General features: G+C 58.3%; 30 protein-coding genes and 1 other RNA gene. 16 read left to right on the forward strand and 15 right to left on the reverse strand.

The genetic code is table 11. The features are described 5' to 3' along the window. Positions 1-131: 131 nt before the first annotated feature. Positions 132-515, reverse strand: coding sequence for a DUF454 family protein (locus ABVR31_RS13985; protein ID WP_058757944.1), 384 nt, complete (start codon positions 513-515; stop codon positions 132-134). A gap of 58 nt (positions 516-573) precedes the next feature. Between ABVR31_RS13985 and ABVR31_RS13990 the strand changes: the two genes are divergently transcribed. The 3 genes from ABVR31_RS13990 to rsmS are packed head-to-tail and all read left to right on the forward strand — an operon-like array spanning position 574 to position 1,542. Then, positions 574-1,083 carry a primosomal replication protein gene (locus ABVR31_RS13990; RefSeq protein ID WP_325924045.1) on the forward strand — a complete coding sequence of 170 codons (510 nt, stop codon included), beginning with the start codon at positions 574-576 and terminating at the stop codon, positions 1,081-1,083. 49 nt (positions 1,084-1,132) lie between these two features. Continuing rightward, on the forward strand, positions 1,133-1,378 hold the full coding sequence (locus tag ABVR31_RS13995) for a GlsB/YeaQ/YmgE family stress response membrane protein (protein ID WP_010616865.1): 246 nt from the start codon (positions 1,133-1,135) through the stop codon (positions 1,376-1,378). An 8-nt stretch (positions 1,379-1,386) separates the two neighbouring features. Continuing rightward, a complete protein-coding gene (gene rsmS / locus ABVR31_RS14000) occupies positions 1,387-1,542 on the forward strand; it encodes a pleiotropic regulatory protein RsmS (protein ID WP_072209946.1) in 156 nt (51 codons plus the stop codon). Here rsmS and acrR read toward each other — a convergent pair. Continuing rightward, entirely contained in the window at positions 1,539-2,177 is a 639-nt protein-coding gene (gene acrR, locus ABVR31_RS14005; RefSeq protein ID WP_058757946.1) for a multidrug efflux transporter transcriptional repressor AcrR, read from the reverse strand. The two genes, rsmS and acrR, sit on opposite strands and share 4 nt — an antisense overlap. Positions 2,178-2,319: 142 nt before the next feature. On the opposite strand from acrR, the gene ABVR31_RS14010 reads away from it, so the two are divergent. From ABVR31_RS14010 to ykgO, 4 genes are all read left to right on the forward strand, one after another. Beyond that, positions 2,320-3,510, forward strand: coding sequence for an efflux RND transporter periplasmic adaptor subunit (locus tag ABVR31_RS14010; RefSeq protein ID WP_372773208.1), 1,191 nt, complete (start codon positions 2,320-2,322; stop codon positions 3,508-3,510). Between the two features lie 17 nt (positions 3,511-3,527). Then, the gene (locus ABVR31_RS14015; protein WP_021507209.1) at positions 3,528-6,677 is read left to right on the forward strand and encodes a multidrug efflux RND transporter permease subunit AcrB; all 3,150 of its coding nucleotides are present in this window, start codon (positions 3,528-3,530) and stop codon (positions 6,675-6,677) included. A gap of 159 nt (positions 6,678-6,836) precedes the next feature. Then, entirely contained in the window at positions 6,837-7,094 is a 258-nt protein-coding gene (locus ABVR31_RS14020) for a type B 50S ribosomal protein L31 (RefSeq protein WP_021507208.1), read from the forward strand. Between the two features lie 15 nt (positions 7,095-7,109). Then, the gene (gene ykgO / locus ABVR31_RS14025; protein WP_010616859.1) at positions 7,110-7,250 is read left to right on the forward strand and encodes a type B 50S ribosomal protein L36; all 141 of its coding nucleotides are present in this window, start codon (positions 7,110-7,112) and stop codon (positions 7,248-7,250) included. A 44-nt stretch (positions 7,251-7,294) separates the two neighbouring features. Here the strand turns inward: ykgO and ABVR31_RS14030 are convergent, their stop codons facing one another. Genes ABVR31_RS14030 through ABVR31_RS14040 form a run of 3 tightly spaced genes read right to left on the reverse strand, consistent with a single transcriptional unit; the run spans position 7,295 to position 9,687 of the window. After that, entirely contained in the window at positions 7,295-8,173 is an 879-nt protein-coding gene (locus ABVR31_RS14030; protein WP_058769397.1) for a metal ABC transporter substrate-binding protein, read from the reverse strand. A gap of 21 nt (positions 8,174-8,194) precedes the next feature. After that, the gene (locus ABVR31_RS14035; RefSeq protein ID WP_021507206.1) at positions 8,195-9,034 is read right to left on the reverse strand and encodes a metal ABC transporter permease; all 840 of its coding nucleotides are present in this window, start codon (positions 9,032-9,034) and stop codon (positions 8,195-8,197) included. Beyond that, complete coding sequence (locus ABVR31_RS14040) at positions 9,031-9,687, reverse strand: metal ABC transporter ATP-binding protein (RefSeq protein ID WP_372773211.1); 657 nt, start codon at positions 9,685-9,687, stop codon at positions 9,031-9,033. Before ABVR31_RS14040 ends, ABVR31_RS14035 begins: the two co-directional genes overlap by 4 nt. A 327-nt stretch (positions 9,688-10,014) precedes the next feature. Between ABVR31_RS14040 and ABVR31_RS14045 the strand changes: the two genes are divergently transcribed. The 3 genes from ABVR31_RS14045 to ABVR31_RS14055 all read left to right on the forward strand — a co-directional run bounded on the left by ABVR31_RS14045 (position 10,015) and on the right by ABVR31_RS14055 (position 11,134). Continuing rightward, positions 10,015-10,368: a hypothetical protein gene (locus ABVR31_RS14045; protein WP_372773213.1), complete on the forward strand. Its 354-nt coding sequence runs from the start codon at positions 10,015-10,017 to the stop codon at positions 10,366-10,368. A 145-nt stretch (positions 10,369-10,513) separates the two neighbouring features. Further along, positions 10,514-10,891 carry an Hha toxicity modulator TomB gene (gene tomB, locus ABVR31_RS14050; RefSeq protein WP_021313568.1) on the forward strand — a complete coding sequence of 126 codons (378 nt, stop codon included), beginning with the start codon at positions 10,514-10,516 and terminating at the stop codon, positions 10,889-10,891. A gap of 24 nt (positions 10,892-10,915) precedes the next feature. Next, positions 10,916-11,134, forward strand: a complete 219-nt coding sequence (locus ABVR31_RS14055) for an HHA domain-containing protein (RefSeq protein ID WP_021507203.1) — start codon at positions 10,916-10,918, stop codon at positions 11,132-11,134. Positions 11,135-11,262: 128 nt separating this feature from the next. Here ABVR31_RS14055 and ffs read toward each other — a convergent pair. Beyond that, an RNA gene (ffs, locus tag ABVR31_RS14060) (signal recognition particle sRNA small type) lies at positions 11,263-11,359 on the reverse strand. 175 nt (positions 11,360-11,534) lie between these two features. On the opposite strand from ffs, the gene ABVR31_RS14065 reads away from it, so the two are divergent. Further along, the gene (locus tag ABVR31_RS14065) at positions 11,535-11,846 is read left to right on the forward strand and encodes an MGMT family protein (protein ID WP_021507202.1); all 312 of its coding nucleotides are present in this window, start codon (positions 11,535-11,537) and stop codon (positions 11,844-11,846) included. A 167-nt stretch (positions 11,847-12,013) separates the two neighbouring features. Here the strand turns inward: ABVR31_RS14065 and ABVR31_RS14070 are convergent, their stop codons facing one another. Next, entirely contained in the window at positions 12,014-12,571 is a 558-nt protein-coding gene (locus tag ABVR31_RS14070; protein WP_372773216.1) for a YbaY family lipoprotein, read from the reverse strand. A 15-nt stretch (positions 12,572-12,586) separates the two neighbouring features. Here ABVR31_RS14070 and ABVR31_RS14075 point away from each other — a divergent pair, with 15 nt between their 5' ends. After that, positions 12,587-12,778 carry a hypothetical protein gene (locus ABVR31_RS14075; RefSeq protein ID WP_372773218.1) on the forward strand — a complete coding sequence of 64 codons (192 nt, stop codon included), beginning with the start codon at positions 12,587-12,589 and terminating at the stop codon, positions 12,776-12,778. Further along, the gene (gene tesB / locus ABVR31_RS14080; protein ID WP_372773220.1) at positions 12,775-13,638 is read left to right on the forward strand and encodes an acyl-CoA thioesterase II; all 864 of its coding nucleotides are present in this window, start codon (positions 12,775-12,777) and stop codon (positions 13,636-13,638) included. Before ABVR31_RS14075 ends, tesB begins: the two co-directional genes overlap by 4 nt. Positions 13,639-13,710: 72 nt before the next feature. Here the strand turns inward: tesB and amtB are convergent, their stop codons facing one another. From amtB to ABVR31_RS14105, 5 genes are all read right to left on the reverse strand, one after another. Further along, a complete protein-coding gene (gene amtB, locus ABVR31_RS14085; RefSeq protein ID WP_058757951.1) occupies positions 13,711-15,000 on the reverse strand; it encodes an ammonium transporter AmtB in 1,290 nt (429 codons plus the stop codon). Between the two features lie 33 nt (positions 15,001-15,033). Then, positions 15,034-15,372 carry a P-II family nitrogen regulator gene (gene glnK / locus ABVR31_RS14090; RefSeq protein ID WP_007886947.1) on the reverse strand — a complete coding sequence of 113 codons (339 nt, stop codon included), beginning with the start codon at positions 15,370-15,372 and terminating at the stop codon, positions 15,034-15,036. A gap of 259 nt (positions 15,373-15,631) precedes the next feature. Further along, positions 15,632-17,407, reverse strand: coding sequence for a SmdB family multidrug efflux ABC transporter permease/ATP-binding protein (locus tag ABVR31_RS14095; protein WP_315658249.1), 1,776 nt, complete (start codon positions 17,405-17,407; stop codon positions 15,632-15,634). Then, the gene (locus ABVR31_RS14100) at positions 17,400-19,169 is read right to left on the reverse strand and encodes a SmdA family multidrug ABC transporter permease/ATP-binding protein (RefSeq protein ID WP_348878610.1); all 1,770 of its coding nucleotides are present in this window, start codon (positions 19,167-19,169) and stop codon (positions 17,400-17,402) included. The genes ABVR31_RS14095 and ABVR31_RS14100 overlap by 8 nt, the downstream gene beginning before the upstream one ends. 24 nt (positions 19,170-19,193) lie before the next feature. Continuing rightward, complete coding sequence (locus ABVR31_RS14105; protein WP_021507196.1) at positions 19,194-19,655, reverse strand: Lrp/AsnC family transcriptional regulator; 462 nt, start codon at positions 19,653-19,655, stop codon at positions 19,194-19,196. 115 nt (positions 19,656-19,770) lie between these two features. Between ABVR31_RS14105 and ABVR31_RS14110 the strand changes: the two genes are divergently transcribed. Then, a complete protein-coding gene (locus ABVR31_RS14110; protein WP_021507195.1) occupies positions 19,771-20,805 on the forward strand; it encodes a PLP-dependent cysteine synthase family protein in 1,035 nt (344 codons plus the stop codon). A 34-nt stretch (positions 20,806-20,839) separates the two neighbouring features. On the opposite strand, the gene cof is transcribed toward ABVR31_RS14110, so the two are convergent. Then, positions 20,840-21,661, reverse strand: coding sequence for an HMP-PP phosphatase (gene cof, locus ABVR31_RS14115; RefSeq protein ID WP_058757954.1), 822 nt, complete (start codon positions 21,659-21,661; stop codon positions 20,840-20,842). A gap of 93 nt (positions 21,662-21,754) precedes the next feature. Here cof and ABVR31_RS14120 point away from each other — a divergent pair, with 93 nt between their 5' ends. Both ABVR31_RS14120 and queC read left to right on the forward strand, forming a co-directional pair. After that, positions 21,755-23,470, forward strand: a complete 1,716-nt coding sequence (locus tag ABVR31_RS14120; protein ID WP_372773227.1) for an SgrR family transcriptional regulator — start codon at positions 21,755-21,757, stop codon at positions 23,468-23,470. Between the two features lie 26 nt (positions 23,471-23,496). Further along, on the forward strand, positions 23,497-24,192 hold the full coding sequence (gene queC, locus ABVR31_RS14125) for a 7-cyano-7-deazaguanine synthase QueC (protein ID WP_058775231.1): 696 nt from the start codon (positions 23,497-23,499) through the stop codon (positions 24,190-24,192). 44 nt (positions 24,193-24,236) lie between these two features. Here the strand turns inward: queC and ABVR31_RS14130 are convergent, their stop codons facing one another. Both ABVR31_RS14130 and ABVR31_RS14135 read right to left on the reverse strand, forming a co-directional pair. Further along, positions 24,237-24,644 (reverse strand): thioesterase family protein, encoded by a 408-nt coding sequence (locus ABVR31_RS14130; RefSeq protein ID WP_058769390.1) that lies wholly within the window; start codon positions 24,642-24,644, stop codon positions 24,237-24,239. Positions 24,645-24,745: 101 nt separating this feature from the next. Then, on the reverse strand, positions 24,746-25,069 hold the full coding sequence (locus tag ABVR31_RS14135; protein ID WP_021507189.1) for a helix-hairpin-helix domain-containing protein: 324 nt from the start codon (positions 25,067-25,069) through the stop codon (positions 24,746-24,748). Positions 25,070-25,207 lie beyond the last annotated feature (138 nt).

A 25,207-nucleotide genomic window follows, 5' to 3' on the forward strand; every position in this document is an offset into this window, starting at 1 on the left:
ATATCTAAAACGCGCAGCTTCCACAGCGCCAATACCCGGAAACCGGGTTAAGCGAAGTCGTTTCTCAAAGGGAAGCCACGCACGAAGATGCCCAAATCTAAGCAAACAGCCGGCTAAATGCAACCCTGATGCTACGGTTCGTGCGGGTTCGCACTTTCTGCTACAACCGGGATGCGCCACAGCATGAGCAACAATAGCGCCAGCATCACACCGAGCAGGATGCGCAGCCACAGCAGCTTCACCAGCCAGATTGAAACCGCAAAGGTAATGACAATCAGTAACATGGCCCGGCCTTTAGCACCGGGCGGCATGGCGCGATGCTGCTGCCAGTGGCGCAGATAGCGGCCAAACGGCGAGCGCCACAGCAGCCAGTGGTGAAAGCGTGGCGACGAGCGGGCAAAACACCAGGCGGCCAGCAACACGAATGGCGTGGTCGGTAGTAAAGGTAATACAATGCCCAGCGTGCCCAGCACAATCGCCAGCCAGCCAAGGCTTAACAGTAAAATGCGCTGCATGCCAGATGCCTGAAAAATGTCACAACAGCGCTACGTTAACACAGACGGAATCGAAGTGATGCCTCAACTGCCCGCCCAACAGCGTCTGCACGCAATGATTGACACGCTGCGCCAGCAGATTGCGCAGCAGCCGGACGGTAGCTGCCGTCAGCCGCGCTTTGACGCGCAGCTGTTTCGCTGCAAAGGCACGCGACTGGCTGACTATCTGCAAGAGCTGCAGCACAATGCGGCGCAGCTCGCGGCGTCCGACAGTGATGCGTCGCGCCGCCAGTGGCTGGCGCAGAAGGTGCTGGACCAGATTGCCGCGCTGCAGCGCGAGTGCACTAGCCAGCAACTGCGCGTGGTGCGTGAACGGCCGCGTCGCGATCCGCTGCAGCCGAAGCGTGATGAGTACCGCGGCTACGAAACGCGATTGCTGGCCATGCTGCAGCAGCGCGAACAGCACCTGGCACGCGCTGAAACGCTGAGCGTGCAGCAGCAGCTGATGCGCGAGGTGGAGATTCTGCAGGAGCGGCTGGCGCGCTGCCGCGCCGCGCTGCATAAACTGGAGATCGCGGCGCAGCCGTAAGCCGTTCGCTTTCCTCTATACTGGAAACAGCGCTGACGGGAGGAGAAGCATGACCCTTATCATCTGGATTATTATTGGCCTGGCTGCCGGCTGGCTGAAGCGGAGGGTGTTTCCCGGCCGTCCCGGCGGACTGGTGCCGACGCTGGTGCTGGCGGTGATCGGCGCGCTGATTGGCGGCTACATCGCCACGTATTTCACCACGGGCGACCTCGGTACGCTGCATCCGACGGGCTTTGCCGTGGCGCTGGCCGGTGCACTGCTGATGCTGCTGGTCGCCGCTAAACTACGTATTTAGGAGACACTATGACGCTGGATACCGCGCCGGACGACATCAAGCTGGCGGTCGATTTAATTCAGCTGCTGGAGGAAAACCAGGTACCCACGGCCACGGTGCTGGCTGCGCTGGCGATTGTCCAGCGCGATTACGAGCAGAAGCTGGCGGCCGAACACACCGCTTAGCGCGTGCCGGCGAGCGTCGGGCTCAGGCGCAGCATATCTATAAAGGCCTCGACCACCTGCGGCGCTTCACTCACCAGATCAAAACTTTGCGGATTGAATAACCAGCTCTCCATCATGCCGCTGATGTAGCCGCGCATCAGCAGCGCCGCCTGACGGGTGTTGAGGCTGCCCGGGAGCTGCCCGGCCTCGATACAGCTGCGCAGCACCTCTTCGATGCGGTCATAACACGCCTGCAGCAGCCCCTGCTGCATCGCCATTAACGTCGACATTTCGCCAACGAACTCACATTTATGGAAGATAATCTCCATTAATGCGCGTCTTTGTGGATCCTTTGCTGTGGCTTCAAGGATATAGATCAGCATCGAACGCATTACAGAAAGTGGATCGCCAGGGTATTTTGTCTGATACTCAAGTTCCACATCGTCGAGCCCGGCGTCGCAGCGCAGCCAGATCTCCTGTAACAGATCGGCTTTATTTTTAAAATGCCAGTAGATAGCACCGCGCGTGACGCCAGCGGCCGCGGCGATATCCGCCAGTGAGGTGGCGGCCACACCGTGTTCAGAAAAGTGAGCTAAAGCGGCATCCAGAATTTGATGTCGCGTTTCAAGTGCTTGCGCTTTGGTTTTTCGTGCCATAGAGGACTGTTTTTACAAACTGGCAAGTTTACATACATTTGTGAATGTATGTACCATAGCACGACCCGTGTTTTAACGCAGCAATGGGTTTAACGGTTTGTGATCCATTGATCATTTGATATCGGACACTAGAGGTTTATTTATGAATAAAAACAGAGGATTAGCGCCTCTGGCGGCCGCCGTGATGCTTACAGGCAGCTTTTTGTTAACAGGATGTGATGATAATAAATCCCAGCAAGCCGCCCAGCAGCAGCCCCCGGAAGTGGGTGTTGTCACGTTAAAAAACGAGCCCCTGAAAATCACCACCGAACTGCCAGGCCGTACTTCGGCGTTCCGCGTGGCTGAAGTGCGTCCGCAGGTGTCAGGTATCATTCTCAAGCGTAATTTTGTTGAAGGCAGTGATGTTAAAGCCGGCGATTCGCTGTACCAGATCGATCCCGCCACCTATCAGGCCGCGTACGACAGCGCAAAAGGCGATTTAGCCCAGGCGCAGGCCAACGCGCGCGTTGCCCAGCTGACGATGAATCGTTACAAGCCGCTGCTGGGTACCAAATATATCAGCCAGCAGGACTATGATAACGCCGCGGCCACCGCCGCGCAGACCGCCGCAGCCGTACAGGCGGCGCAGGCCAATGTGGAAACCGCCCGCATTAACCTGGCGTACACTAAAGTGACCTCGCCAATCAGCGGCCGCATTGGCAAATCCTCGGTGACGGAAGGTGCGCTGGTGTCGAACGGCCAGACCACCGCGCTGGCGACCGTGCAGCAACTCGACCCGATGTATGTCGATGTGACCCAATCCAGCGATGATTTCCTGCGCCTGCGCGGCGAGCTGGAGTCGGGTCAGCTGAAACAGAACGACGGCAAAGCTAACGTTACCCTGCTGATGCAGAACGGTAGCGCATACAGCCAGCCGGGCACACTGGAATTTTCTGATGTTACCGTGGATGAAACCACCGGCTCGATTACCCTGCGCGCGATTTTCCCGAATCCGGATCATCGTTTGCTGCCGGGCATGTTCGTGCGTGCACGTCTGGATGAGGGCACTAACCCGACGGCGCTGCTGGTACCGCAGACCGGCGTAACCCGCACGCCAACCGGTGAAGCCACCGCGATGGTAGTGGGCGCGGATAATAAAGTTGAAGTGCGTAAGATTACCGCGAACCAGGCGTTTGGCGACAAATGGCTGGTGACCGATGGCCTGAAAGAGGGCGATCGCGTAATTACCGTCGGTATTCAGCGTGCTAAACCGGGTGCTCAGGTGACGCCGCAGGAAGTCAAAGATGATGCCAAAGCCGCACCGGAATCTCAGTCTGCTAAATCATCGTCATAAACAGGAGCCGTTGATACATGGCTAAGTTCTTTATCGATCGCCCCATTTTTGCCTGGGTGCTTGCCATCATTATTATGCTGGCGGGTGCGCTATCGATTATCAAACTGCCGATCGAGCAATATCCCAACGTTGCGCCGCCGGCAGTTGAAATCCAGGCATCTTATCCGGGTGCAGATGCGAAAACGCTACAGGATTCGGTAACGCAGGTTATCGAACAGAATATGAACGGCATCGACGGGCTGATGTATATGTCCTCGAGCAGTGACTCTTCTGGTACGCTGACGCTGACGCTGACCTTCCAGTCTGGCACTGATGCCGACATTGCTCAGGTGCAGGTGCAGAACAAACTGCAGCTGGCAATGCCGCTGCTGCCGCAGGAAGTACAGCAGCAGGGGATTCAGGTGAAAAAATCCTCCAGCAGCTTCCTGATGGTCGCCGGTTTCGTCAGCGAAGATGGCAGCATGACGCAGAACGACATCTCAGACTACGTAGCGTCGAACATCAAAGATCCGATCAGCCGTACGCCTGGCGTCGGTGATACTCAGGTGTTTGGTGCGCAGTATGCGATGCGTATCTGGCTCGATCCGCACAAGCTTAACAACTACCAGCTGACGCCGGTGGATGTGATCAGCGCGCTGCAAACCCAGAACACCCAGGTGGCCGCTGGTCAGCTGGGCGGTACCCCACCGGTGCCGGGTCAGCAGCTTAACGCCTCGATCATTGCCCAGACGCGTCTGACCTCGACCGAAGAGTTCGGCAACATCATGCTGAAGGTCAATCAGGACGGCTCACAGGTGCGCCTGCGCGATGTCGCGAAGATTGAACTCGGCGGTGAAAACTACGAGATCATTGCCCGCTACAACGGCAAACCAGCGTCCGGTATCGGTGTCAAACTGGCGACCGGCGCCAACGCGCTGGATACCGCCGACGCGGTGAAAGCGGAACTGGCCAAGCTGGAACCGTTCTTCCCGGCCGGCATGAAAACCGTTTACCCGTACGACACCACACCATTCGTTAAGATCTCCATTTTTGAAGTGGTGAAAACGCTGTTCGAAGCCATCGTGCTGGTGTTCCTGGTAATGTATCTGTTCCTGCAGAACTTCCGCGCGACGCTGATTCCTACCATCGCCGTGCCGGTAGTACTGCTGGGCACCTTTGCCATCATCAGTGCCTTTGGCTACTCGATAAACACCCTGACGATGTTCGGCATGGTGCTCGCCATCGGCCTGCTGGTGGATGACGCCATCGTGGTGGTGGAAAACGTTGAGCGCGTCATGGCGGAAGAAGGATTACCGCCGAAAGAAGCCACCAAACGCTCGATGGAACAGATTCAGGGCGCGCTGGTTGGCATCGCGCTGGTGCTGTCAGCGGTATTTATCCCGATGGCGTTCTTCGGCGGCTCAACCGGGGTGATTTATCGTCAGTTCTCGATCACCATCGTTTCGGCGATGGCACTGTCGGTGCTGGTGGCGTTGATTCTGACGCCAGCGCTGTGTGCCACCATGCTGAAGCCCATCAAAAAAGGCGAACACGGCAAAACCACCGGTTTCTTCGGCTGGTTTAACCGCCTGTTTGATAAGAGCACCAACCATTACGTCGACAGCGTCGGCCACATTGTGCGCAGCACCGGTCGCTATCTGCTGATTTATCTGCTGATTGTGGTCGGCATGGCTTACCTGTTCCTGAAACTGCCTACCTCGTTCCTGCCGGAAGAGGATCAGGGGCTGTTACTGGCGCAGGCGCAGCTGCCTGCCGGTGCGACCCAGGAACGTACGCAGAAGGTGCTGGATCAGGTTACGGATTACTTCCTGACCAAAGAGAAAGACAGCGTGAATTCGGTGTTTACCGTTAACGGCTTTGGCTTCGCCGGTCGTGGACAGAACACCGGTATCGCCTTCGTCAGCCTGAAGCCATGGGATGAGCGTGGTGACGCCAGCCTGAAAGTGCCGGCGATTGCCGGACGTGCGATGCAGGCGCTGGGTCAGATCAAAGATGCCATGGTGTTCCCGTTCAACCTGCCGGCCATTATCGAACTGGGTAACGCCACCGGTTTCGACTTCCAGCTGATCGATCAGGGTAACCTCGGCCATGAGAAGCTGACCGCCGCGCGTAACCAGCTGTTTGGCATGATTGCCCAGCATCCGGATACGCTGGTGGGCGTGCGTCCGAACGGGCTGGAAGATACGCCGCAGTACAAACTGATTATCGATCAGGAAAAAGCGCAGGCGCTTGGTGTGTCGCTGTCCGACATCAACACCACGCTGGGTGCGGCCTGGGGTGGTTCTTACGTCAATGACTTCATCGACCGTGGTCGCGTGAAGAAAGTGTACGTGATGGGTCAGGCCGACTCGCGCATGCTGCCGGATGACATCAGCAAATGGTACGTGCGCAATAGCGCCGGGACCATGGTGCCATTCTCTGCCTTCTCTTCGGCGAAGTGGCAGTATGGTTCACCGCGTCTGGAACGTTACAACGGTCTGCCATCAATGGAGATCCTGGGTCAGGCGGCGCCGGGCAAGAGCTCGGGTGATGCCATGAACCTGATGGAGAGCCTCGCCTCGAAGCTGCCTGCGGGTATCGGCTACGACTGGACCGGCATGTCCTATCAGGAACGCCTGTCCGGCAACCAGGCACCTGCACTGTACGCCATTTCGCTGATTGTGGTGTTCCTGTGTCTGGCCGCGCTGTATGAGAGCTGGTCGATTCCGTTCGCGGTCATGCTGGTGGTGCCGCTGGGTGTGATTGGCGCCCTGCTCTTCACCACGCTGCGCGGTCTGAGTAACGACGTGTACTTTGTGGTGGGTCTGTTGACCACCATTGGTCTCTCGGCGAAGAACGCCATCCTGATCGTCGAATTCGCCAAGGATTTGATGGAGAAGGAAGGCAAAGGGCTGGTCGAGTCGACGCTGGAAGCCTCACGTATGCGTCTGCGTCCGATTCTGATGACGTCGCTGGCGTTCATCCTCGGCGTACTGCCGCTGGCGATCAGCAGCGGTGCCGGCTCCGGCGCACAGAACGCCGTCGGTACCGGCGTGATGGGCGGGATGGTGACGGCCACCGCGCTGGCGATCTTCTTCGTGCCGGTGTTCTTCGTAGTGGTGCGCCGCCGTTTCAGCAAGAACAAGTCTGAGCTGGAACAGGGCCATCCGGTGGATCACCCTCACTGATAGTTTCTCTCTGCTAAAAGGCCGCGCAAGCGGCCTTTTTTATTGCGCACTCCCCTGCCCGCTCGTCCCATGACAAATCCGCACCGGACGCGTGGTTGCAATCCTGCGGCGCGAGGTTCATAATATTGTTATATTATAACATTACACGAGAGCGCTATTATGAAACCAAACATTCATCCGCACTACCGTCCTGTGGTGTTCCACGACACCACCGTCGACGAATACTTCAAAGTCGGCTCAACGATTCAGACCGATCGTACCATCCAGTTTGAGGGCGAAGAGCTGCCGTACGTCACGCTTGATGTGTCGTCGAAGTCGCACGTTTACTACACCGGTAAACAGAAAGAGTTTGCCAAAGAGGGCAGCGCCGCACGCTTCAACAAGCGTTTTGGCAGCTTCCTGACGCGCAGCAAATAACCGGAGTTCAGCCACATGCAAGTTGTCAGTTCATTGCGGTCTGCCAAGACTCGTCACAAAGATTGCAAAGTCGTGCGGCGTAAAGGTCGTATTTATGTGATTTGCAAAACCAACCCGCGCTTTAAGGCGGTGCAGGGAAGAAAGAAAAAACGTTAGGAAAGTGTCGTGATAATTGGCCGGGATGCTCCCCGGCCTTTTTTTTACTTCATGCTGTGCAGCAGAGTTTCCACGTTGTGCTTAAACGCCGCCTCATAGGTGGGCGCCGGCCCGCTGGCCGCTGACAGCGCTTCCGGATAGAGCTCGCCACCGGGTTGCGCACCGGTTTCACTGGCGATCTGTTTCACCAGACGCGGATCGGTCTGATTCTCCATAAAGTAGGTGGTGATGTGCTCGGCCCGGAGCTGTTTGATGATAGCGGCGACATCGCTGGCGCTGGCTTCCGCTTCGGTTGAGAAGCCCACCGGCGCGAGGAACGTCACGCCGTAGCGCTGGCCGAAGTAGCCAAAGGCATCATGGCTGGTGAGTACCTTGCGTTTACTTTGCGCCACGCCGGCAAATTCACTTTTGGCCCAGCTATCCAGCTTTTGCAACTGCTGAATATAGCGTTCACCGCTGTGACGGATGTCGGCAGCATCGTCCGGATCGGCTTTGATCAGCGCGTTCATCACGTTGGTGGCGTAGATCACACCGTTGTGCATGCTGTTCCACGCGTGTGGATCGGTGATGGTTTTGCCATCCTCCTCCATTTTGCGCGTATTGACGCCGTTCGAGGCGACCACCACCGTGCCCTTGTAGCCGGACGCGCTAATCAGCCGGTCCATCCAGCCTTCCATGCCCAGCCCGCTGACGAACACCACATCGGCCTGCGCCAGCGCCTGGCTATCCTGCGGCGTCGGCTCAAAGGTGTGCGGATCGCCATCCGGCCCCACCAGCGATTTCACCTTAACGTGATCGCCGCCGACCTGTTTAACGATGTCAGCCAGCACGGTAAAACTGGCTACGGCATCAACAGTTTTTGCCAGCGTCAGCGGGCTAATCAGCATCGCGCCAATCGCCAGACTCAACGGTAACTTCTTCATACCTATCCCCTTGTCATCTTATTATCGACGGCGCAGCAGGCCGCCACATGGTCCTGTCAACACAGACAGCAAAAACAGTACGGCCGCACTCAGTACCACCGCCGGTCCGGCAGGCAGGGCATAGTGCCAGGAGAGCAACAGGCCGATAAACGCGGCGATCAGCGCCAGCAGCATGGCAATCGCCAGCATGCGCGTAAGGTGACGACTCCAGAAGCGCGCGCTGGTGGCGGGCAACATCATCAGCCCAACGGACATCAGCGTGCCGAGCACCTGAAAACCCGCCACCAGATTCAGCACCACCAGCGTGAGGAAAATGCCGTGCACCAGCGGTGCGCTCCATTTTCCCTGCGCACGCAGAAAATCAGGATCAAAGGCATCAATGACCAGCGGCCGGAAGATCACGGCCAGCATCAGCAGGGTGAACGCGGCGATGCTGCCAACCAGCACAATCGCGCCGTTATCCACCGCCAGCAGCGAGCCGAACAACACGTGCAGCAGATCGACACTGGAACCGCGCAGTGATACCAGCGTGACGCCGAGCGCCAGCGAACCCAGATAGAAGCCGGAAAAGCTGGCATCCTCCTTCAGATGGGTGTAACGGCTGACCGCACCGGACAGCAGCGCCACCGCCAGCCCGGCAATCAGGCCGCCAATGCCCATCGCCACCAGCGACAGGCCGGACACCAGATAGCCGATGGCGGCGCCCGGCAGTACCGCATGGGACAGCGCATCGCCCACCAGGCTCATACGGCGCAGCGAGAGAAAGACGCCGAGCGGCGTTGCACTGATCGCCAGCGCCATGCAGGCCACCAGCGCCCGGCGCATAAAACCAAACTCAATGAACGGCTGGAGTAACGTCATGACGCCACCCGACACAGCCGCGGTTGCTGCGCACTGTCACGCTCATCCAGCGACAGCACATCATGAAAATGGCGCGCCACCAGCAGCTTGTCGTGCAGCACCACCAGCAGCGTGGTGCCCGCCCGCTGCTGCTGTTCGAGAATCGACATCAGTAAGGTTATGGTCGGCGTATCAATGCCGTTAAAGGGTTCGTCCAGCAGCCAGAGCTGACTACGCTGGAGCATCAGGCGCGCAAACAGCACGCGCTGCAACTGCCCGCCGGAAAGCATCGCGGGCTGCGCAGTGGCGAAATCGCGCATCTGCACCGCCTCCAGCGCGGCATCAATCTCCTGCCTCAGCGCACGCGTGATGCCACCGAACCAGCCGCAGCGCGGCCAACAGCCCATTGCCACCAGCTCATAGACGGTGAGCGGGAAGCGGGTGTCCAGCTCGCTACGCTGCGGCAACCAGCCCAGCGCTTTTCGCGGCAGCTGCAGTTCACAGCGTCCCGCCACTGGCGGCAGCAGTCCGGCGATAGTTTTGAGCAAGGTTGATTTGCCCGTTCCGTTGGCCCCGACCAGTGCCGTCATACTGCCGGCCGCCAGTTCGCCATTCACCACCGGCGTCACCGCCCTGCCCTGATAGCCGCCCTGCAGACGATGAAAACGCATCATTGGTGCAGGCCCCAGACGATGGCTAAAGCCAGCAGGCTACTCAGCAGTAGCGCTACCAGCAGGCGCCCGCCGAGCGAGAGAAGTAATCCACTGTGATTCATGATAGGCAACCAAAATGTTATAACATAACAATATACTACCTGATGGCATCATCGCGACGCGCGGACGAAAGTGTTTCAAAAGTTGATCAGCGGCGATACGCCTGGGCGATTTGTGCCATCAAGCCAACGCCCATCGCAGCAATCGCCCTTTCTGTTTACCAATGGCTTGCAATGTCCGGGCTGAAAGCCAATGATAGAACTCTCCTTGCTTTTTACGGGATGCAGAATGCAGTCTATTATTCATAGTGATATTGATGTGAATGAGGATGATTGCGGCAAGTTACGCCAGATTATCCAGGGGAATATTCTCAAAATAGCCCAGGACCTTGCCGGCGATTTACAGTGGTATTCTCAAAGCGCGCAATTAGTTCCGGACAGTTTTACCATTATTTCCATTCAGCCCGTCGGCCACAAACGATTTAAAATGCTTTACGATTTCACGTGGGATTTATTTAATCCCTGCCTTGATTTAAATGAAACCTTTACCCAACGTGAAGAAGTTATGTTCCAGACAACGCCCGGTGCACTGGTGTTTGAGGTGATAGACAATACCCGCCCGTCACCGTGCGACGAATTGTAATATTTAGTAATTGGGTGAGCAAAACTAATGATTGTGGATTATATTTAAAAGGTCGCTGAATTCTTTTTATTCGTGATCGCTCCCTGGTAGCTTTTCCAAATCTCGCCGCGTCGCGGTAACTGTGCTCGCTATGGAGGGGAAAAAGATGGACGAATACTCACCGAAACGGCATGATATTGCCCAGCTTAAATTTCTGTGTGAGAACCTGTTTGACGAAAGTATGGCGACGCTAACCGACAGCCATCACGGCTGGGTTAATGATCCCACTTCGCCAGGCAATTTACAGCTCAACGATTTGATTGAGCACATCGCCTCTTTCACGATGAATTACAAAATTAAGCATGTTGAAGATGAAGCGCTGATTACGCAAATCGATGAATATCTTGATGATACCTTTATGCTGTTTAGCAGCTATGGAATCAATACGCAGGATCTTCAACGGTGGCAACGTTCAGCAAAACGCTTATTTAATCTGTTTGCCGAAGAGTGCGCTTATCTCCAGCAACCCAGCCATTCCTTTTAGCATCAGAGTGAGACCGGTTTATTTATGAGCAACCCAGCCTTAACCAAAACAGACTATTTGATGCGACTGCGTCGTTGTCGCTCAATTGACACCCTTGAACGGGTGATTGAAAAGAACAAGTATGAATTACCCGATGATGAGTTAGCGGTATTCTACTCCGCAGCCGATCACCGTCTGGCCGAGCTGACCATGAACAAGCTCTATGACAAAGTGCCCGGATCTGTCTGGAAGTACGTCCGCTAAGTTTTCTCCCCGCAGGTCGTTTCGTTACTCACCTTTATTTCCACGGATGACAGGCAGGCAAAGGAGTGCCGACAGGGTGCTGTGCCGCATTGCGCGCAGGGATTTTGCATGGGCAGAAATGGTGGAGGCCCTGCCAGCTACATCCCGGCACACGCGTCGCCTGCTGCGGCTGCTTCCTTCCGGACCTGACCGAGTTCACAAGTTAGCGTTGCGGGAGAACCAACAGGGCCCCCATTGACGAGCTCTCATGTTGAGAGCGCTGGCATTATCGGGGAAGCCCCTGGCAATTGCAAGCGCAGGCCGGGCAACCGTTGGTTTCTTGAACAGGCCGGCGGCAAAACCCTGCTGATAGCCGCAATCGCATGCTAAAGTGGCGCTTTTCCCGCAGACGAGGTGCACAGTGAGTGAACAGAGCAATTTTTCCGAGCGCGTCTGGCAAATTGTTGCCGCTATTCCTGCCGGTAAAGTGACGACCTACGGCGATGTCGCGCTGCTGGCCGGTTCACCGCGTGCCGCACGTCAGGTGGGCGGCGTGCTGCGGCGCCTGCCGCCAGGCAGTAAACTGCCGTGGTTCCGCGTGATTAATCGTCATGGTCGTATTTCGCTGCAGGGCGATGATCTTTTTCGCCAGCGCGATGCACTGGAAGCCGAAGGTATTGAAGTGAGTGATGCGGGAGAAATTGAACTGGCGAAGTATCGCTGGGAGTATTAATGCTGACAGGCCGCACTCCCTTTAAAGCGCGGGAATGACACTGCAGAAAGTAAAGCGTCACACGCCAGGGATGGCGTGTGCCGAGCGATCAGGGACGAGACAGCGCCTTTACTTTCTGCAGTGCCATTCTGGCGCAGCTTCCGTAACGCGCTGTCTCCCGTTTCAACTTACAGACTGGTTGGTGCCGGCACGGAGGCTGACGGCGTAACCTGGGTTGGCGACGTCGAAGGCACAGTGGTAGCAGCGCCCGGCTGGGTTGGCATCGCCATATTGGTCACCGGTACCAGCAGCAGTTCCGCTTTCGTTCCACCCTGATTAATCACCGGTTTCACCGTATCGGTGATAAACGCCAGCTTGCCGTCGATGGTGATCGCTGCGCTCAGCAAAATGCGCGCGTTCGGCTGGATATCGGCCGGGTTAAAGGGCAGCACAAACTGGAACGGTGCCTGCTTGCCCTCGGTGCGAACCACACGCTGTGACAGCACTTTGGACGGCGCGTCCGCCAGTGACGCATCGGCCAGCGTCACGGTCAGCACCGCATCCGGCGGCAGCGCAATACGCTGGCGAATATAGACGGAACCGCTTACGTTCGGCTGGGCAATCGCCGACGGCTGCCCGGCCACGCTGGCGCCTAAAGTTGGCGTCGGCACGGGTTTACTGTGATCGGCACAGCCTGTGAGTGCCACCGCCAGTGTCATACCGCTAATTACATGCCAGAGTTTCATCGATGTCGTCTCCTTATGAACACTATGATTGTCGGCGGTAAATTTATTGGCTGGGTTTTCCACCGCCGATTGCTGTTAATTCTGGCACAAAAATCCCCTTTGCGCCTGAAGCCCCGCTATCCTGCTGAAAACCGGGTAAAAGCGTTGCGCAAACTGGTCGGATCTTTCACACTGACGCCATTGGCATCACTGAGGAATCCGTTATGAGCCAGGCACTGCACAACCTGCTTGATTTATTGAATCTGGAAAAACTGGAAGAGGGCCTGTTTCGCGGCCAGAGTGAAGATCTCGGCCTGCGCCAGGTGTTTGGCGGCCAGGTGGTGGGACAGGCGCTGTATGCGGCAAAACAAACCGTGCCGGAAGCCCGTATCATTCACTCCTTCCACAGCTACTTTCTGCGCCCGGGCGACAGCCATAAAGCCATTATTTACGATGTGGAAACCCTGCGCGACGGCAAAAGCTTCAGCGCCCGCCGCGTCAGCGCCGTACAAAACGGTCAGCCGATCTTCTACATGACCGCCTCCTTTCAGGCACCGGAAAATGGCTTCGAGCATCAGAACAGCATGCCGCAGGTGCCGGGACCCGATAACCTGCCCTCCGAGCAGGATCTCGCCCACCGACTGGCTGCGCACCTGCCGCTCAAGCTGAAAGAAAAATTCCTCGCCGAGCGCCCGCTGGATATCCGTCCGGTGCAGATCCACAATCCGCTGAAAGGCCACGTTGATGAGCCGCTGCGCCAGGTGTGGGTGCGTGCCAATGGTCAGCTGCCGGACGATCGCCGCATTCATCAATATCTGCTGGGCTACGCTTCCGATCTCAACTTTCTGCCGGTCGCGCTGCAGCCGCATGGCAAAGGCTTCCTTGAGCCGGATATGCAGGTGGCGACGATTGACCACTCCATGTGGTTCCACCGTCCATTCGATCTCACCGAGTGGCTCCTGTACAGCGTGGTAAGCACTTCAGCGTCCGGCGCGCGCGGCTTTGTGCGCGGTGAGTTCTTCAGCCAGGACGGCACGCTGGTGGCGACGACGGTGCAGGAAGGGGTGATGCGTCAGCGCGAAGCATAAAAAAAGGGGCGATTATCTCGCCCCTTTCTCATCATTATAGTTATAGCGCACTGCTCTTCTGCCAGACGGCACTTACTGGTTGTAAGCGTTCTCGCCGTGGCTGTTCACATCCAGACCTTCACGTTCCTGTTCTTCCGGTACGCGCAGGCCAACAATCATATCTGCCAGCTTGAAGCCGATGAAGGCGACCACGCCAGACCAGACGATGGTCAGGCCACAGCTGAACAGCTGAACCCAAACCTGATGGCCCATGGTCACGCCTTCTGCGTAGCCCACGCCGCCCAGTGACGAGGAGGCAAACACGCCGGTCAGGACACAACCGAGGATGCCGCACACGCCGTGCACACCGAACACATCGCACGGGTCATCCACGCGCAGCCATTTCTTCAGCGTGGTCACACCCCAGATACCTGCCAGGCCACCGGCCAGACCGATAATCAGTGCGCCGCCGACGCCGACATAACCACAGGCTGGCGTGATGGCAACCAGACCGGCGATGAAGCCAGAAGACGCACCCAGCAGTGAAGGCTTACCGCGCAGCGCCCACTCACCGAACACCCACGACAGCACGGCACCCGCAGTGGCTACCACGGTATTCAGGAAGGCCAGCGCCGCGATTTCGTTAGCGGAAGACGCAGAGCCGGCGTTGAAGCCGAACCAGCCAACGTACAGAATCGCGGTACCGGTAAACACCATCGGCAGGTTATGCGGTTTGAACGCTTCTTTACCGAAGCCAGCACGCTTGCCTACCAGGTAAGCACCAACCAGACCCGCAACGGCGGCGTTGATGTGCACCACGGTACCGCCAGCGAAGTCCAGCGCGCCATCCTGTGCCAGGAAGCCGCCAGCCCACACCATATGTGCGATAGGCAGATAGGCCAGCGTCAGCCACACCAGCACGAAAATCAGTACCGCCGAGAAGCGAATACGCTCAGCCAGCGAACCAACAATCAGCCCCACGGTGATACAGGCGAAGGAAGCCTGGAACGCCACGTGAATGTACTGATAGAAGCTGCCCATCACCGCTTTCAGCTCGATATTTTTCAGCATTGCCCACTGGAAGTTACCGAAGAAGGCGTTGCCTTCGCTGAACGCCAGCGAGTAGCCGTAGACGATCCACAGTACGCACACTAACGCGAACGTCACCGCGACCTGCGTCAGCATCGACAGCACGTTTTTGCCGCGAATCAGGCCGCCGTAAAACAGGGCAATGCCGGGAATTGTCATGAACAGTACCAGCGCGGTACAAATCATCATAAACGCGTTATCGGCTTTATCCGCTACGGCAGGCGCAGCTGCCATCGCAAGAGACGGTAACAGCGCCAGGCTGGTGAGGCCCAACTTAGTCATTACTTTATTCATTTCTTTCCATCCCATCACAATTCAGAGCCCCAGTTACAGTGCTGCTTCGTCGGTCTCGCCGGTACGAATACGAATCACGCGCTGCAGTTCCGCGACGAAAATTTTGCCGTCGCCAATTTTGCCGGTGTACGCGGCTTTGCTGATCACATCCACCACTTCATCCAGCTGATCGTCCGCAATCGCAATATCGATTTTTACTTTTGGCAGGAAGTTAACGCTGTACTCGGCACCGCGGTACAGTTCTGCATGGCCTTTCTGACGACCGAAGCCTTTCACTTCGGTCACGGTCAGGCCCTGAATGCCAATGGAGGATAAGGCTTCACGCACGTCCTCCAGCTTAAATGGTTTGATTACCACGGTAACCAGCTTCATACGTTCCCCTCCGGATATAAAAATAGGTGAGTCTTCGCGGACACGCAGAGAGTTAAGCAAAGGCTGTGCCACAAATGGCAAAAGTGGGCGCTAAGGCTGCCGGGCGCAGAGTATCGCGCTCCGGTATGGCGTAACGGGCAAGGTTTTCATTCGGAAAAACAGAAAGGTGGGACTTTGCTGCACTCCTTTGGTGCTTGCGGCCTCAAAGGAGTGCATCAATACAGAACATTCCGATAAATCTGCGCAAAAAAGGTGCAAATCACCCCTCTGCCGTTGCGGGTATGCCCGCCGCGAGTTCATCGCCAGCCTGCTGCAGCTGGTACATCTGCCAGTAACGGCCCTGCTGCGCCAGCAGTTCGGTGTGTGTGCCGCGTTCGACTACCTGACCACGGTGCAGCACCAGAATCTGATCCGCTTCGGTGATGGTGGAAAGACGGTGAGCAATCACCACCAGCGTGCTGTGCTGGCGCAGCGTGCGCAGCGCCTGCTGAATCGCCTGCTCGGTGCCTGAGTCGATATTGGCAGTGGCCTCATCGAGGATCAGAATCTGCGGCAGCGACACCAGCACGCGTGCCAGCGCCAGCAGCTGCTTCTGCCCGACCGACAGCGTGTTCCCCTGCTCACCGAGCCGGGTATGAATACCGTCGCGCATCGCGCGGGCCAGCGGTGCCAGCTGCACCTTCTCCAGCGCGCGCCACACGTCCTCTTCGCTGATATCGCGTCCCAAACGCACGTTGGCCAGCAGCGTATCGGCCAGTACCACCGGATCCTGTTGCACCATCGCCACGCTGCTGCGCAGCGCATCGTGCGTCAGCTGGCGCAGCGGGCGGCCATCCAGTTCTATACTGCCGCGTGTCACCGGATAGTAGCCCATCAGCAGATTGGCTAAGGTGCTTTTGCCGCTGCCGGTATGGCCGACCAGTGCCACGAAGCCGCGCGCCGGCACTTCGAGGTTGATATGGCTGAGCACGTCGCGGTTGTCGCGGTAGGCAAAGCTGACATCGCGCAGGGTGATATGCCCGGAAGCCAGCGGCTGAGCGTCACTGCCGTAGCCCTGCTGCGCCGCATCCATCAGTTCAAAAATACGCTCGCCCGACACCACCGCCTGCTGCAGCATTGACTGCTGCGTGGTGAGCTCGATCAGTGGCTCGTTAAGGCGGCCAAGGTAAGTGATAAAGGCGTAAAGCACGCCAACCTCGAACACGCCCGGCGTGGCAAAGCTGAACAGCATTAGCAGACCGCACAAAATCAGTGCAGAAAACAGGCTGAGCAGCGGACGCAGCAGGAAGCCGTCCAGCCGCAGCGTCTCCATCCGCGCCAGATAGTGTGAACGGCTGGCTTCGCCCATGCGCTCGCCAAAGCGCGCCTGCTGGCGAAACTGCTGGATCACACTCATGCCGTTAATCACTTCGTTGAAGCCATTATTGATCTCGGCCAGATAGCTACGTACGCGGCGCGCAATCGGCGTGCTGTAGCGCTGATAGATCAGCATCACCGTTAACACCAGCGGGAAAATCACCAGCGCCACCAGCGCCATACGCCAGTCGAGTGCAAACATCGCCACCAGCATCGCGCCAATCAGCGCAGCGCTGCGCAGCACAGTGGCCACCACCGTGACGTAAAGATCTTTGATCACTTCGGTGTCGTTGGTGACGCGCGAAATAATCTGCCCCACCGGCTGAGTGTCGAAAGCACTGAGCGGCTGGCGCAGCGCCGCATTCATCACGTCGACACGCAGCTGCTGCACGACACCAATCGCCGCGCGGTTAAACAGCAGCGCCTGGAAATAGTGCAGACCCGCTGCCAGCAGCTGTAGCAGCACAAAGCCCACCAGCAGCCCGGCCACGATGCCCCACGGCATCTGGTGTTTAGCCACCAGGTTATCGATAAAATAGCTCACCAGCACCGGGCCGGTGACTTCGGCAGCGGCAGCGATCCACAGCATGCCGACGGCCAGCCACAGCGATTTGCGCCACGGTTTACCGTAAGCCAGCAGGCGTTTCAGCGTTGGCCATAAGCGTTGCGATTTAGCCATGGTCGGCTCCCTGTTCTGCCTCGTCCTCATCCAGCGCGGCTTCCAGCTGCTGATAGCGATACATATCGCGATACCAGCCCGGCTGCGCCGCCAGCGTATCGTGATCGCCGCGCTGTGCCACTGCGCCCTGCTGCAATACCAGAATCTCGCTGGCTTCGGTCAGCGCCGACAGCCGATGCGCGCTGATGATCAGCGTGCGCCCTTTGCCCCACTGGCGCAGATTATGCAGGATTTCATGTTCGGTACGGCCATCAACCGCCGACAGCGCATCGTCGAGGATCAGAATCTCCGCGTTGAGCAACAGCGCACGCGCAATGGCGATGCGCTGTTTCTGCCCGCCAGAGAGCATGACACCGCGCTCGCCCACTTCGGTAGCGTACCCCTGTGGCAGACGCAGTATGTCATCGTGCACGCAGGCCATCTGCGCCACGCGCTCGATCTCTTCCTGCGTTGCCTCCGGGCGACCCAGCGCCAGGTTATTCGCAACGGTATCGGAAAACAGGAACGGCGTCTGGCTGACCACCGCCAGCCGGCTGCGCCAGCTGTCCAGCCGCAGCTGCGGTAGCGGAATGGCGTGATAGCAAATCTCGCCCTGATCGATATCAAAATGGCGCTGAATCAGGCTCAGCAGCGTGCTTTTGCCGCAGCCGGTAGGCCCGCACAGCCCAAGCATCTGCCCCGGTTGTAGCTGGAAATGCACGTCGCTCAGCACCGGCGCGCTGCTCGCCGGATAGTGGAAGGCGCGGATCGCCACCTGCAGCAAGCCCGCATCCGCCGGCAGTGGCTGCTGACCATCCTCAACCGCAGGCGCTTCCGCCAGCAGCGCGCCAATACGGCTCCACGCGGCGCTGCCGCGCTCGACGATGTTAATCATCCACGCCAGCGCCAGCATCGGCCAAATCATCAGCCCTAAATACATGACGAAGCTGGTGAGCTGCCCGAGCGTTAGTGAACCGTGCCACACCATCCAGCCGCCACCGCCAATCGCCAGCAGATTCGAAAAGCCCACGGCAATATAAATGATGGGATCGAAGCGCGCATCGACGCGCGCCACGTGCAGATTTTTGCGGCCGGTGTCGCTGGCGATATCGGCAAACTGGCTCGACTGATGATCTTCCAGGCCAAAGGCTTTGATCATGCGGATGCTGGTCAGACTCTCCTGCGTTTGATCGTTCAGGCTGGAGAACGCCGCCTGCGCCACTTTGAAGCGCTGATGCAGGCGCGCGCCGTCTTTCTGGATCACCAGCGCCATAATCGGCATAGGAATCAGCGCCAGCAGCGTCAGCTCCCAGCTGATCTGCACGCTCATTACCGCCAGCACGACCAGCCCCATCACCAGCGAATCCACCAGCGTCAGCACCCCTTCACCCGCGGCAAACACCACGCGATCGACATCGTTAGTCGCGCGCGCGATCAGATCGCCGGTACGGTGGCGCAGGTAAAACGCCGGATGCTGGCGGCTAAGCTGGCGGTAAAAATCTTCGCGCAGCTCCACTGCCAGCTGGTAAGAGGCGCCGAACAGCAGCACGCGCCAGACGTAGCGCAGCAAATAGACAATCACTGCGGTCACCAGCATCACGCCGATCCACAGAAAAATTTCGCCGCGCGTCAGGCTGTGCTGGGTCACGCCGTCGACAATCACGCCGACCAGATGCGGAGGCAGCAGCTGCAGCAGCGCAATGATAATCAGCAAGCTGATGGCGCCCAGATAGCGCCGCCACTCGCGCAAAAAATACCAACTTAACTGGCTGAATAATCGCACAAAACAATCTCTTGTGATGCCCGTTCAGGGCGCTACCGGCAAGGCGGTGGTGTATTTAATCTCTTCCATAGCGAAGCTGGAGGTGACGTCAATCAGTCCCGGCACGCCGTTAACCAGACGCTTGTAAAACGCGTCGTAGCTCTTCATATCGGCCACCTGAATGCGCAGCAGGTAGTCGTACTCGCCCGCCATGCGGTAAAAGGCCATCACTTCCGGCATCTGCTGTACCACCGCGACAAACTGCTGAAACCAGTCGCTGCTGTGCTGCTGGGTTTTGATCAGCATAAAGGCGGTGAGCGACAGACCGAGCTTTTCACCATCCAGCAACGCGACGCGCGCCCGAATAATGCCATCATCTTCCAGCTTTTTCAGGCGTTTCCAGCACGGCGTGGTGGTGAGATTCACCGCATCGGCCAGCGCCTGCAGCGACAGCGTGCAGTCTTTTTGCAGCAGCGCCAGCAGTGTGCGGTCAGTTTTATCTAGCATTCGCCACCTCAGGAGAAAAATTTTCTCTTATTTGCCAATTATAACCAACTTTTAGCAACCTCTTTTTCCTGCCAGTGCCTTACACTGAGCGCAATCTCGCTGCCGGAATCGCACCATGCAAACGCCCTGGGTTCGCCACGCTATCAATGAAATTAACGCCGACTTTCAGCGCTCCGCTGATACGCACCTGATCCGTTTTACGCTGGACGATTTCCCCGGCATTCGCTTTTATCTTAAGGATGAAAGCACCCATCCAAGCGGCAGCCTGAAACATCGCCTGGCGCGTTCGCTGTTTCTCTATGGTCTGGCCAATGGCTGGATTGGAGAAAACACGCCGATCATCGAAGCCTCCTCCGGCAGCACCGCGGTGTCGGAAGCCTATTTTGCCCGTCTGCTCGGCCTGCCGTTTATCGCCGTGATGCCAGCCAGCACTGCGCGGCGCAAAATCGAGCTGATCCGCTTTTACGGCGGGGAGTGCCACTTCGTCGCCGATCCGTGCCAGCTGTACAGCGAATCCGAGCGTCTGGCGCGTGAACTCAACGGCCATTTTATGGATCAGTTTACCTACGCCGAACGCGCCACCGACTGGCGCGGCAACAACAATATTGCCGAAAGCATTTTCCGCCAGATGGCGCATGAACCCTTCCCGGTGCCACACACCCTGATCATGAGCGCCGGCACCGGCGGCACCTCGGCTACGCTGGGGCGCTACATCCGCTATCAGGGCCACGACACGCGCCTGCTGGTGGTCGATCCGCAGCACTCGGTGTTTTTCGATTACTGGCACAGCCGCGATCGCACGCTGCGCAGCGAGCGTGGCAGCCTGATTGAGGGGATTGGTCGCCCGCGCGTTGAGCCGTCGTTTTTACCGGATGTGATTGACGAAATGATGAAAGTGCCCGACGGCGCCACCGTGGCGGCCATGTTAAGGCTGGAGCAGATACTCGGCCGGCGTCCGGGTGCCTCTACCGGCACCAATTTCTGGGGCATGCTGCAGGTGGCAAAACGGCTGCGCGCGCAGGGGCAGTCCGCCGCGCTGGTCACGCTGCTGTGTGACAGCGGCGAGCGCTATCCGGATACCTATTACAATCCGCAGTGGGTCGCTGAGCAGATCGGCGATATTCAGGCGTGGCAGCGCGAACTGCAATAAAAAACCGGACATCCTGTCCGGTTCACTGTAAGCCTCAGCATTCGGGGGAATAATCGAGGTGTGGTGTGGTCATCCAGTGATTTAAGTAGTGAGACACCGCCTGTGTCTCGCAATGGCCAATAATCGGTAAATGGGGCAGCGAGGTTTTGAGCTGATGCATGGCGTTGCCCATGATAAAACCGCGCCCGACGCGCTCCAGCATTTCGCGGTCGTTCATCGCATCGCCAAATGCCATGCAATCCGCCAGCGACAGCGACAGATGCTGGCACAGCCGCGCCAGCGCGGCGCCTTTGTGGCAATCCACCGGTAAAACTTCCAGACACTCCCTGGCGGAGAAGCACAGGCTGGCGCGATCGCCGAGCGCCTGTTGTAGTTCAATCTTCAGCGCCAGCAGCATCTCATACGGCGCGATAAAGCAGATCTTGGTGACTTCATGTGCCGGCATGCGGCGCAAATCACGCAGCTGATAGTGAAACCCGCTCATCGCGTGCGCTTCCAGCAATCCCGGGAGCGGTTTATCGGTAAACCAGCCTTCGTCATTGAAGATGTGGATCGACGCGGGGGTTTGCCAGTGACTGTGCAACACCTCTTCCGCCACCGACGGCGCTAAATCACAGCCGTACAGCTGCCTGCCCTCGACATCGTGAATACGCGTGCCGTTACCGGTGATCAGCCAGGCGGGCAAGGTGATCTGCTGGCGTACTGCCTGCATATCCAGCAGGTGACGCCCCGTGGCAAACGCCAGTGTAACGCCACGCTGATGTAAGGCGTTGAGGCTCTGCAGCGTCTCCGCACCTAAACGGTGGGTAGGCAGCAGCAGTGTACCGTCCATATCAAATGCCGCGAGGCGGGCCATAGCAACTCTCCGGTCTGAATGAGGGGTTTACTATCGCCTGGTAATTACGGAACTAATAGTGAATACTTTCAAAAAACTGTTCCGGGTTTAATCATGCGACAGCTTCATCGGGTTAATCAGTTTCAGCGCCTGTGGCAGCTTAGCCAGGGCGAAGCGCAGCGCATCAGCGTTGCGGCCATGGCGCAGCACTGCTTTTGCAGCGAGCGCCACGTGCGTACCCTGCTGCGGCAGTGGCAGCAGGCGGGCTGGCTGCAGTGGCACGGTGCGGCGGGACGCGGTAAACAGGGCGAACTGCGCTTTCTGCTCTCTCCCGAACAGCTGCGTCAGCAAATGCTCAGCCAGCAGCTGGCAGCCGGTGAAGCGGTACTGGCACTGCAGGTACTGGATGTCGCGCCTGAACGGCTGGTGAAAATGCTGCGCCCACTGATGGGCGGCCAGTGGCAGAATCAGGCGCCGGTGCTGCGCATTCCCTATTATCGCGCGATGGAGGCGCTGGATCCGTTGCAGCTCACCGGACGCGCCGAGCAGCATCTGGTACGCCAGATTTTTTCCGGCCTGACGCGCTTTAACGCGGATGATGTCGAGGGCGATCTGGCACATCACTGGCAGCACGATGCGCAGGGCCGCGAATGGTATTTCTGGCTGCGGCCACTGCTCAGCTGGCATAACGACGAACCGGTGCAGGCGGCACAGCTGGTCCAGCAGCTGCAACGAATCATGCAGACGCCGCAGGGCGGCCGTCTGCTGGCGGCGGTGGAACACATCGATGCACCACATCCGCTGGCGCTGCGTATCCGGTTGCGCACCAGCGATTACTGGCTGCCGCAGCGGCTGGCGCATCAGTTTTGCCTGCTGCCGCATCCGGAGCATGCCGATACCGGCAGCGGACCATGGCGCCTGACGCACTTTACCCGCGAGCTGGTGCGGCTGGAGAGCCATGCACGCTGGCACCATCAGCGTCCGCTGATTCAGGTGGTTGAATACTGGATTACGCCGCAGCTGTTCGAGCGCGGGCTGGGCACCAGCTGTCGCCATCCGGTGCAGATCGCCATTGGCGATCCCGACGAGCTGGACACGCTGCGGCCGGTGGATCGCAGCATCAGTCTCGGTTTCTGTTACCTGGCGCCGCGTTTCTCGGCTCGCTTCAGCCAGGCGCAGGCCAAAACGCTGCTCGCGCTGATTCAGCACAGCGGCGTCATTCAGCAGCTGCCGCTGGATGAAGGCTTAATTACACCAACCGCAGAGCTGCTGCCCGGCTGGCCGCTGCCCGCCCCGCACCGCCCGGAGGGCACACTGCCCGCAACGCTGACGCTGCATTATCACCTGCCCATCGAACTGCACGTCATGGCCCAGGCGCTGGTGCCGCTGCTGGCGGCACAGGGCTGTACCCTCACCTGCGTATTTCACGACGTAAAAAGCTGGCGCGACGACATCGATCTGAGTGACGCCGACATCATCATGGGCGACCGTCTGATTGGTGATGCGCCGCAGTTTACCCTGGTGAACTGGCTGGAAAATGATGCGGCCTGGCAACCGCTGCGTCCGGCGGTGCTGCAGGCACCGCTGCACGCTATCGCCCGTCAGGCCAGTCCGGCACTGCGCAGCGCCGCGATTCATCAGCTGTTTCAGCAGCTAATGCGCGACGGCCATCTGCTGCCGCTGTTTAACTATCGCTACCAGGTGTTTGCTCCACCAGGCGTCGAAGGTATTCAGCTTAACAGCATGGGCTGGTTCGATTTCACCCGCGCCTGGATCCCGCCGCCTGCCGCAGGCGGTGCTGTTCAGCCCGCGCCAGAGCCAGTACCATAGGCGCACTGATTTATGGGGAAGAAAACATGAAACGAGCCGTTGTCGTATTCAGTGGCGGACAAGACTCCACCACCTGTCTGATTCAGGCGCTGCAGCAGTATGATGAAGTGCACTGCGTGACCTTTGATTATGGTCAGCGCCATCGCGAAGAGATCAGCGTCGCCGCAGAGCTGGCGCACCAGCTGGGCGCGCGGGCGCACAAAGTGCTGGACGTAACGCTGCTCAATGAACTGGCGGTCAGCAGCCTGACGCGCGATAACATTCCGGTGCCGGCCTACAATCCACAGGCCAGCGGCCTGCCCAGCACCTTCGTGCCGGGACGTAACATCCTGTTTCTGACGCTGGCCTCAATTTATGCCTATCAGGTGGAAGCCGAAGCGGTGATCACCGGCGTATGTGAAACCGATTTTTCCGGCTACCCGGATTGCCGCGACGAGTTTGTCAAAGCGCTGAACAACGCCGTCACTCTCGGCATGGCGCGCGAAGTGCGTTTTGAAACGCCGCTGATGTGGCTGAATAAAGCGGAAACCTGGGCGCTGGCGGACTACTGGCAGCAGTTGCCGCTGGTCCGTTCGGAGACGCTAACCTGCTACAACGGCGTTAAAGGCGACGGCTGTGGTGAGTGCGCGGCCTGCCACCTGCGTGCGCGCGGTCTGGCCGATTACCAGGCCAATGCGGCCAGCGTGATGGCGGCGATGAAACAGAAAAGCGGCCTGCGCTGATTGCGGCCGCGCTGCGGGCTGGCGTGCTTTCTGGGCATGCCAGCTCAGGAAGGCGCGGTCATCAATGCCGCCAGGCGTTCACGTAACTCCCCTTCCAGCGGCACGGTTTTTTGCGTGCGCAAATCGATGCAGACGAAGGTCAGCGCCGCATCCGCCACCAGCGTGTTATCACCCGCCAGCACAACCCGCTGTAAAATAATGCCGCTTTTGCCGTTGAGCTGCGAGACCTCGCTCTCAATGTGCAGCACGTCGCCCAGCACCGCCGGACGACGATAGTTAATGTTGATATTCACCACCACAAACGCCAGCTGCTGCTCCAGCAGCCAGTGAAAGGCATCGGCATCTTCCAGCCACTGCCAGCGCGCCTCTTCCAGAAACTCCAGGTAGCGCGCATTGTTCACATGCTGATAGACGTCAAGATGATAGCCGCGCACTTTGATGGTGGTTTGCATGATTGCTCCTGTTCAGGCTGTGAATGACAACTGGTTGGACCTGTTGAGCATAGCACAGCCTGATGGGCCGCTTTAGCAATCCTTCAGAGTCGCGAGCCGCTTCACAATTTCAGCCGCGCGCTGTTCCGCTCCACCAGCGCACTGCCAATACCCGGTACTTCTTTCAGCTGCTCGATGGCGCTGAAGGGCCCGTACTGCTCACGATAGCTGACAATCGCCTGCGCTTTTTTCAGTCCAATACCGTTCATGGCGGCGGCCAGCTGCTCGGCCGTGGCCTGATTGATGCTGACCTGTTCCGGCTGCGGCGTGGACACCTGCGTCGCCTGCGTTTCACTGGGGCTTTCCGCCGCCGCCAGTCCGCTGGTCCAGAGCGCGCCGCCCAGCGCCAGCGTGATGCAAAAGGCACGAAATGTTGATTTAACCATGCTGTGTTTCTCCTTGTGTTTGACAGCCACTGCAGGGTGGCACAAGCGAGAAACCCACTCAAAAGGCGATGATCAGAAATGGAAAAGGCCGCAGAAGCGGCCTTTCGGTATTGCAGCAGTTTACCTTTTTTTGTGAGG

The sequence above is a fragment of the Pantoea sp. WEP genome, assembly GCF_041678305.1.
Taxonomy (GTDB): Bacteria; Pseudomonadota; Gammaproteobacteria; order Enterobacterales; family Enterobacteriaceae; genus Pantoea; species Pantoea dispersa.

What these genes read in the sequence shown, in the direction of transcription:
- ABVR31_RS13985 (WP_058757944.1), bottom strand. Translation starts at nt 515, where the DNA reads ATGCAGCGCATTTTACTGTTAAGCCTTGGCTGGCTGGCGATTGTGCTG.
- ABVR31_RS13990 (WP_325924045.1), top strand. Translation starts at nt 574, where the DNA reads ATGCCTCAACTGCCCGCCCAACAGCGTCTGCACGCAATGATTGACACG.
- ABVR31_RS13995 (WP_010616865.1), top strand. Translation starts at nt 1,133, where the DNA reads ATGACCCTTATCATCTGGATTATTATTGGCCTGGCTGCCGGCTGGCTG.
- rsmS (WP_072209946.1), top strand. Translation starts at nt 1,387, where the DNA reads ATGACGCTGGATACCGCGCCGGACGACATCAAGCTGGCGGTCGATTTA.
- acrR (WP_058757946.1), bottom strand. Translation starts at nt 2,177, where the DNA reads ATGGCACGAAAAACCAAAGCGCAAGCACTTGAAACGCGACATCAAATT.
- ABVR31_RS14010 (WP_372773208.1), top strand. Translation starts at nt 2,320, where the DNA reads ATGAATAAAAACAGAGGATTAGCGCCTCTGGCGGCCGCCGTGATGCTT.
- ABVR31_RS14015 (WP_021507209.1), top strand. Translation starts at nt 3,528, where the DNA reads ATGGCTAAGTTCTTTATCGATCGCCCCATTTTTGCCTGGGTGCTTGCC.
- ABVR31_RS14020 (WP_021507208.1), top strand. Translation starts at nt 6,837, where the DNA reads ATGAAACCAAACATTCATCCGCACTACCGTCCTGTGGTGTTCCACGAC.
- ykgO (WP_010616859.1), top strand. Translation starts at nt 7,110, where the DNA reads ATGCAAGTTGTCAGTTCATTGCGGTCTGCCAAGACTCGTCACAAAGAT.
- ABVR31_RS14030 (WP_058769397.1), bottom strand. Translation starts at nt 8,173, where the DNA reads ATGAAGAAGTTACCGTTGAGTCTGGCGATTGGCGCGATGCTGATTAGC.
- ABVR31_RS14035 (WP_021507206.1), bottom strand. Translation starts at nt 9,034, where the DNA reads ATGACGTTACTCCAGCCGTTCATTGAGTTTGGTTTTATGCGCCGGGCG.
- ABVR31_RS14040 (WP_372773211.1), bottom strand. Translation starts at nt 9,687, where the DNA reads ATGATGCGTTTTCATCGTCTGCAGGGCGGCTATCAGGGCAGGGCGGTG.
- ABVR31_RS14045 (WP_372773213.1), top strand. Translation starts at nt 10,015, where the DNA reads ATGCAGTCTATTATTCATAGTGATATTGATGTGAATGAGGATGATTGC.
- tomB (WP_021313568.1), top strand. Translation starts at nt 10,514, where the DNA reads ATGGACGAATACTCACCGAAACGGCATGATATTGCCCAGCTTAAATTT.
- ABVR31_RS14055 (WP_021507203.1), top strand. Translation starts at nt 10,916, where the DNA reads ATGAGCAACCCAGCCTTAACCAAAACAGACTATTTGATGCGACTGCGT.
- ABVR31_RS14070 (WP_372773216.1), bottom strand. Translation starts at nt 12,571, where the DNA reads ATGAAACTCTGGCATGTAATTAGCGGTATGACACTGGCGGTGGCACTC.
- ABVR31_RS14075 (WP_372773218.1), top strand. Translation starts at nt 12,587, where the DNA reads ATGAACACTATGATTGTCGGCGGTAAATTTATTGGCTGGGTTTTCCAC.
- tesB (WP_372773220.1), top strand. Translation starts at nt 12,775, where the DNA reads ATGAGCCAGGCACTGCACAACCTGCTTGATTTATTGAATCTGGAAAAA.
- amtB (WP_058757951.1), bottom strand. Translation starts at nt 15,000, where the DNA reads ATGAATAAAGTAATGACTAAGTTGGGCCTCACCAGCCTGGCGCTGTTA.
- glnK (WP_007886947.1), bottom strand. Translation starts at nt 15,372, where the DNA reads ATGAAGCTGGTTACCGTGGTAATCAAACCATTTAAGCTGGAGGACGTG.
- ABVR31_RS14095 (WP_315658249.1), bottom strand. Translation starts at nt 17,407, where the DNA reads ATGGCTAAATCGCAACGCTTATGGCCAACGCTGAAACGCCTGCTGGCT.
- ABVR31_RS14105 (WP_021507196.1), bottom strand. Translation starts at nt 19,655, where the DNA reads ATGCTAGATAAAACTGACCGCACACTGCTGGCGCTGCTGCAAAAAGAC.
- ABVR31_RS14110 (WP_021507195.1), top strand. Translation starts at nt 19,771, where the DNA reads ATGCAAACGCCCTGGGTTCGCCACGCTATCAATGAAATTAACGCCGAC.
- cof (WP_058757954.1), bottom strand. Translation starts at nt 21,661, where the DNA reads ATGGCCCGCCTCGCGGCATTTGATATGGACGGTACACTGCTGCTGCCT.
- ABVR31_RS14120 (WP_372773227.1), top strand. Translation starts at nt 21,755, where the DNA reads ATGCGACAGCTTCATCGGGTTAATCAGTTTCAGCGCCTGTGGCAGCTT.
- queC (WP_058775231.1), top strand. Translation starts at nt 23,497, where the DNA reads ATGAAACGAGCCGTTGTCGTATTCAGTGGCGGACAAGACTCCACCACC.
- ABVR31_RS14130 (WP_058769390.1), bottom strand. Translation starts at nt 24,644, where the DNA reads ATGCAAACCACCATCAAAGTGCGCGGCTATCATCTTGACGTCTATCAG.
- ABVR31_RS14135 (WP_021507189.1), bottom strand. Translation starts at nt 25,069, where the DNA reads ATGGTTAAATCAACATTTCGTGCCTTTTGCATCACGCTGGCGCTGGGC.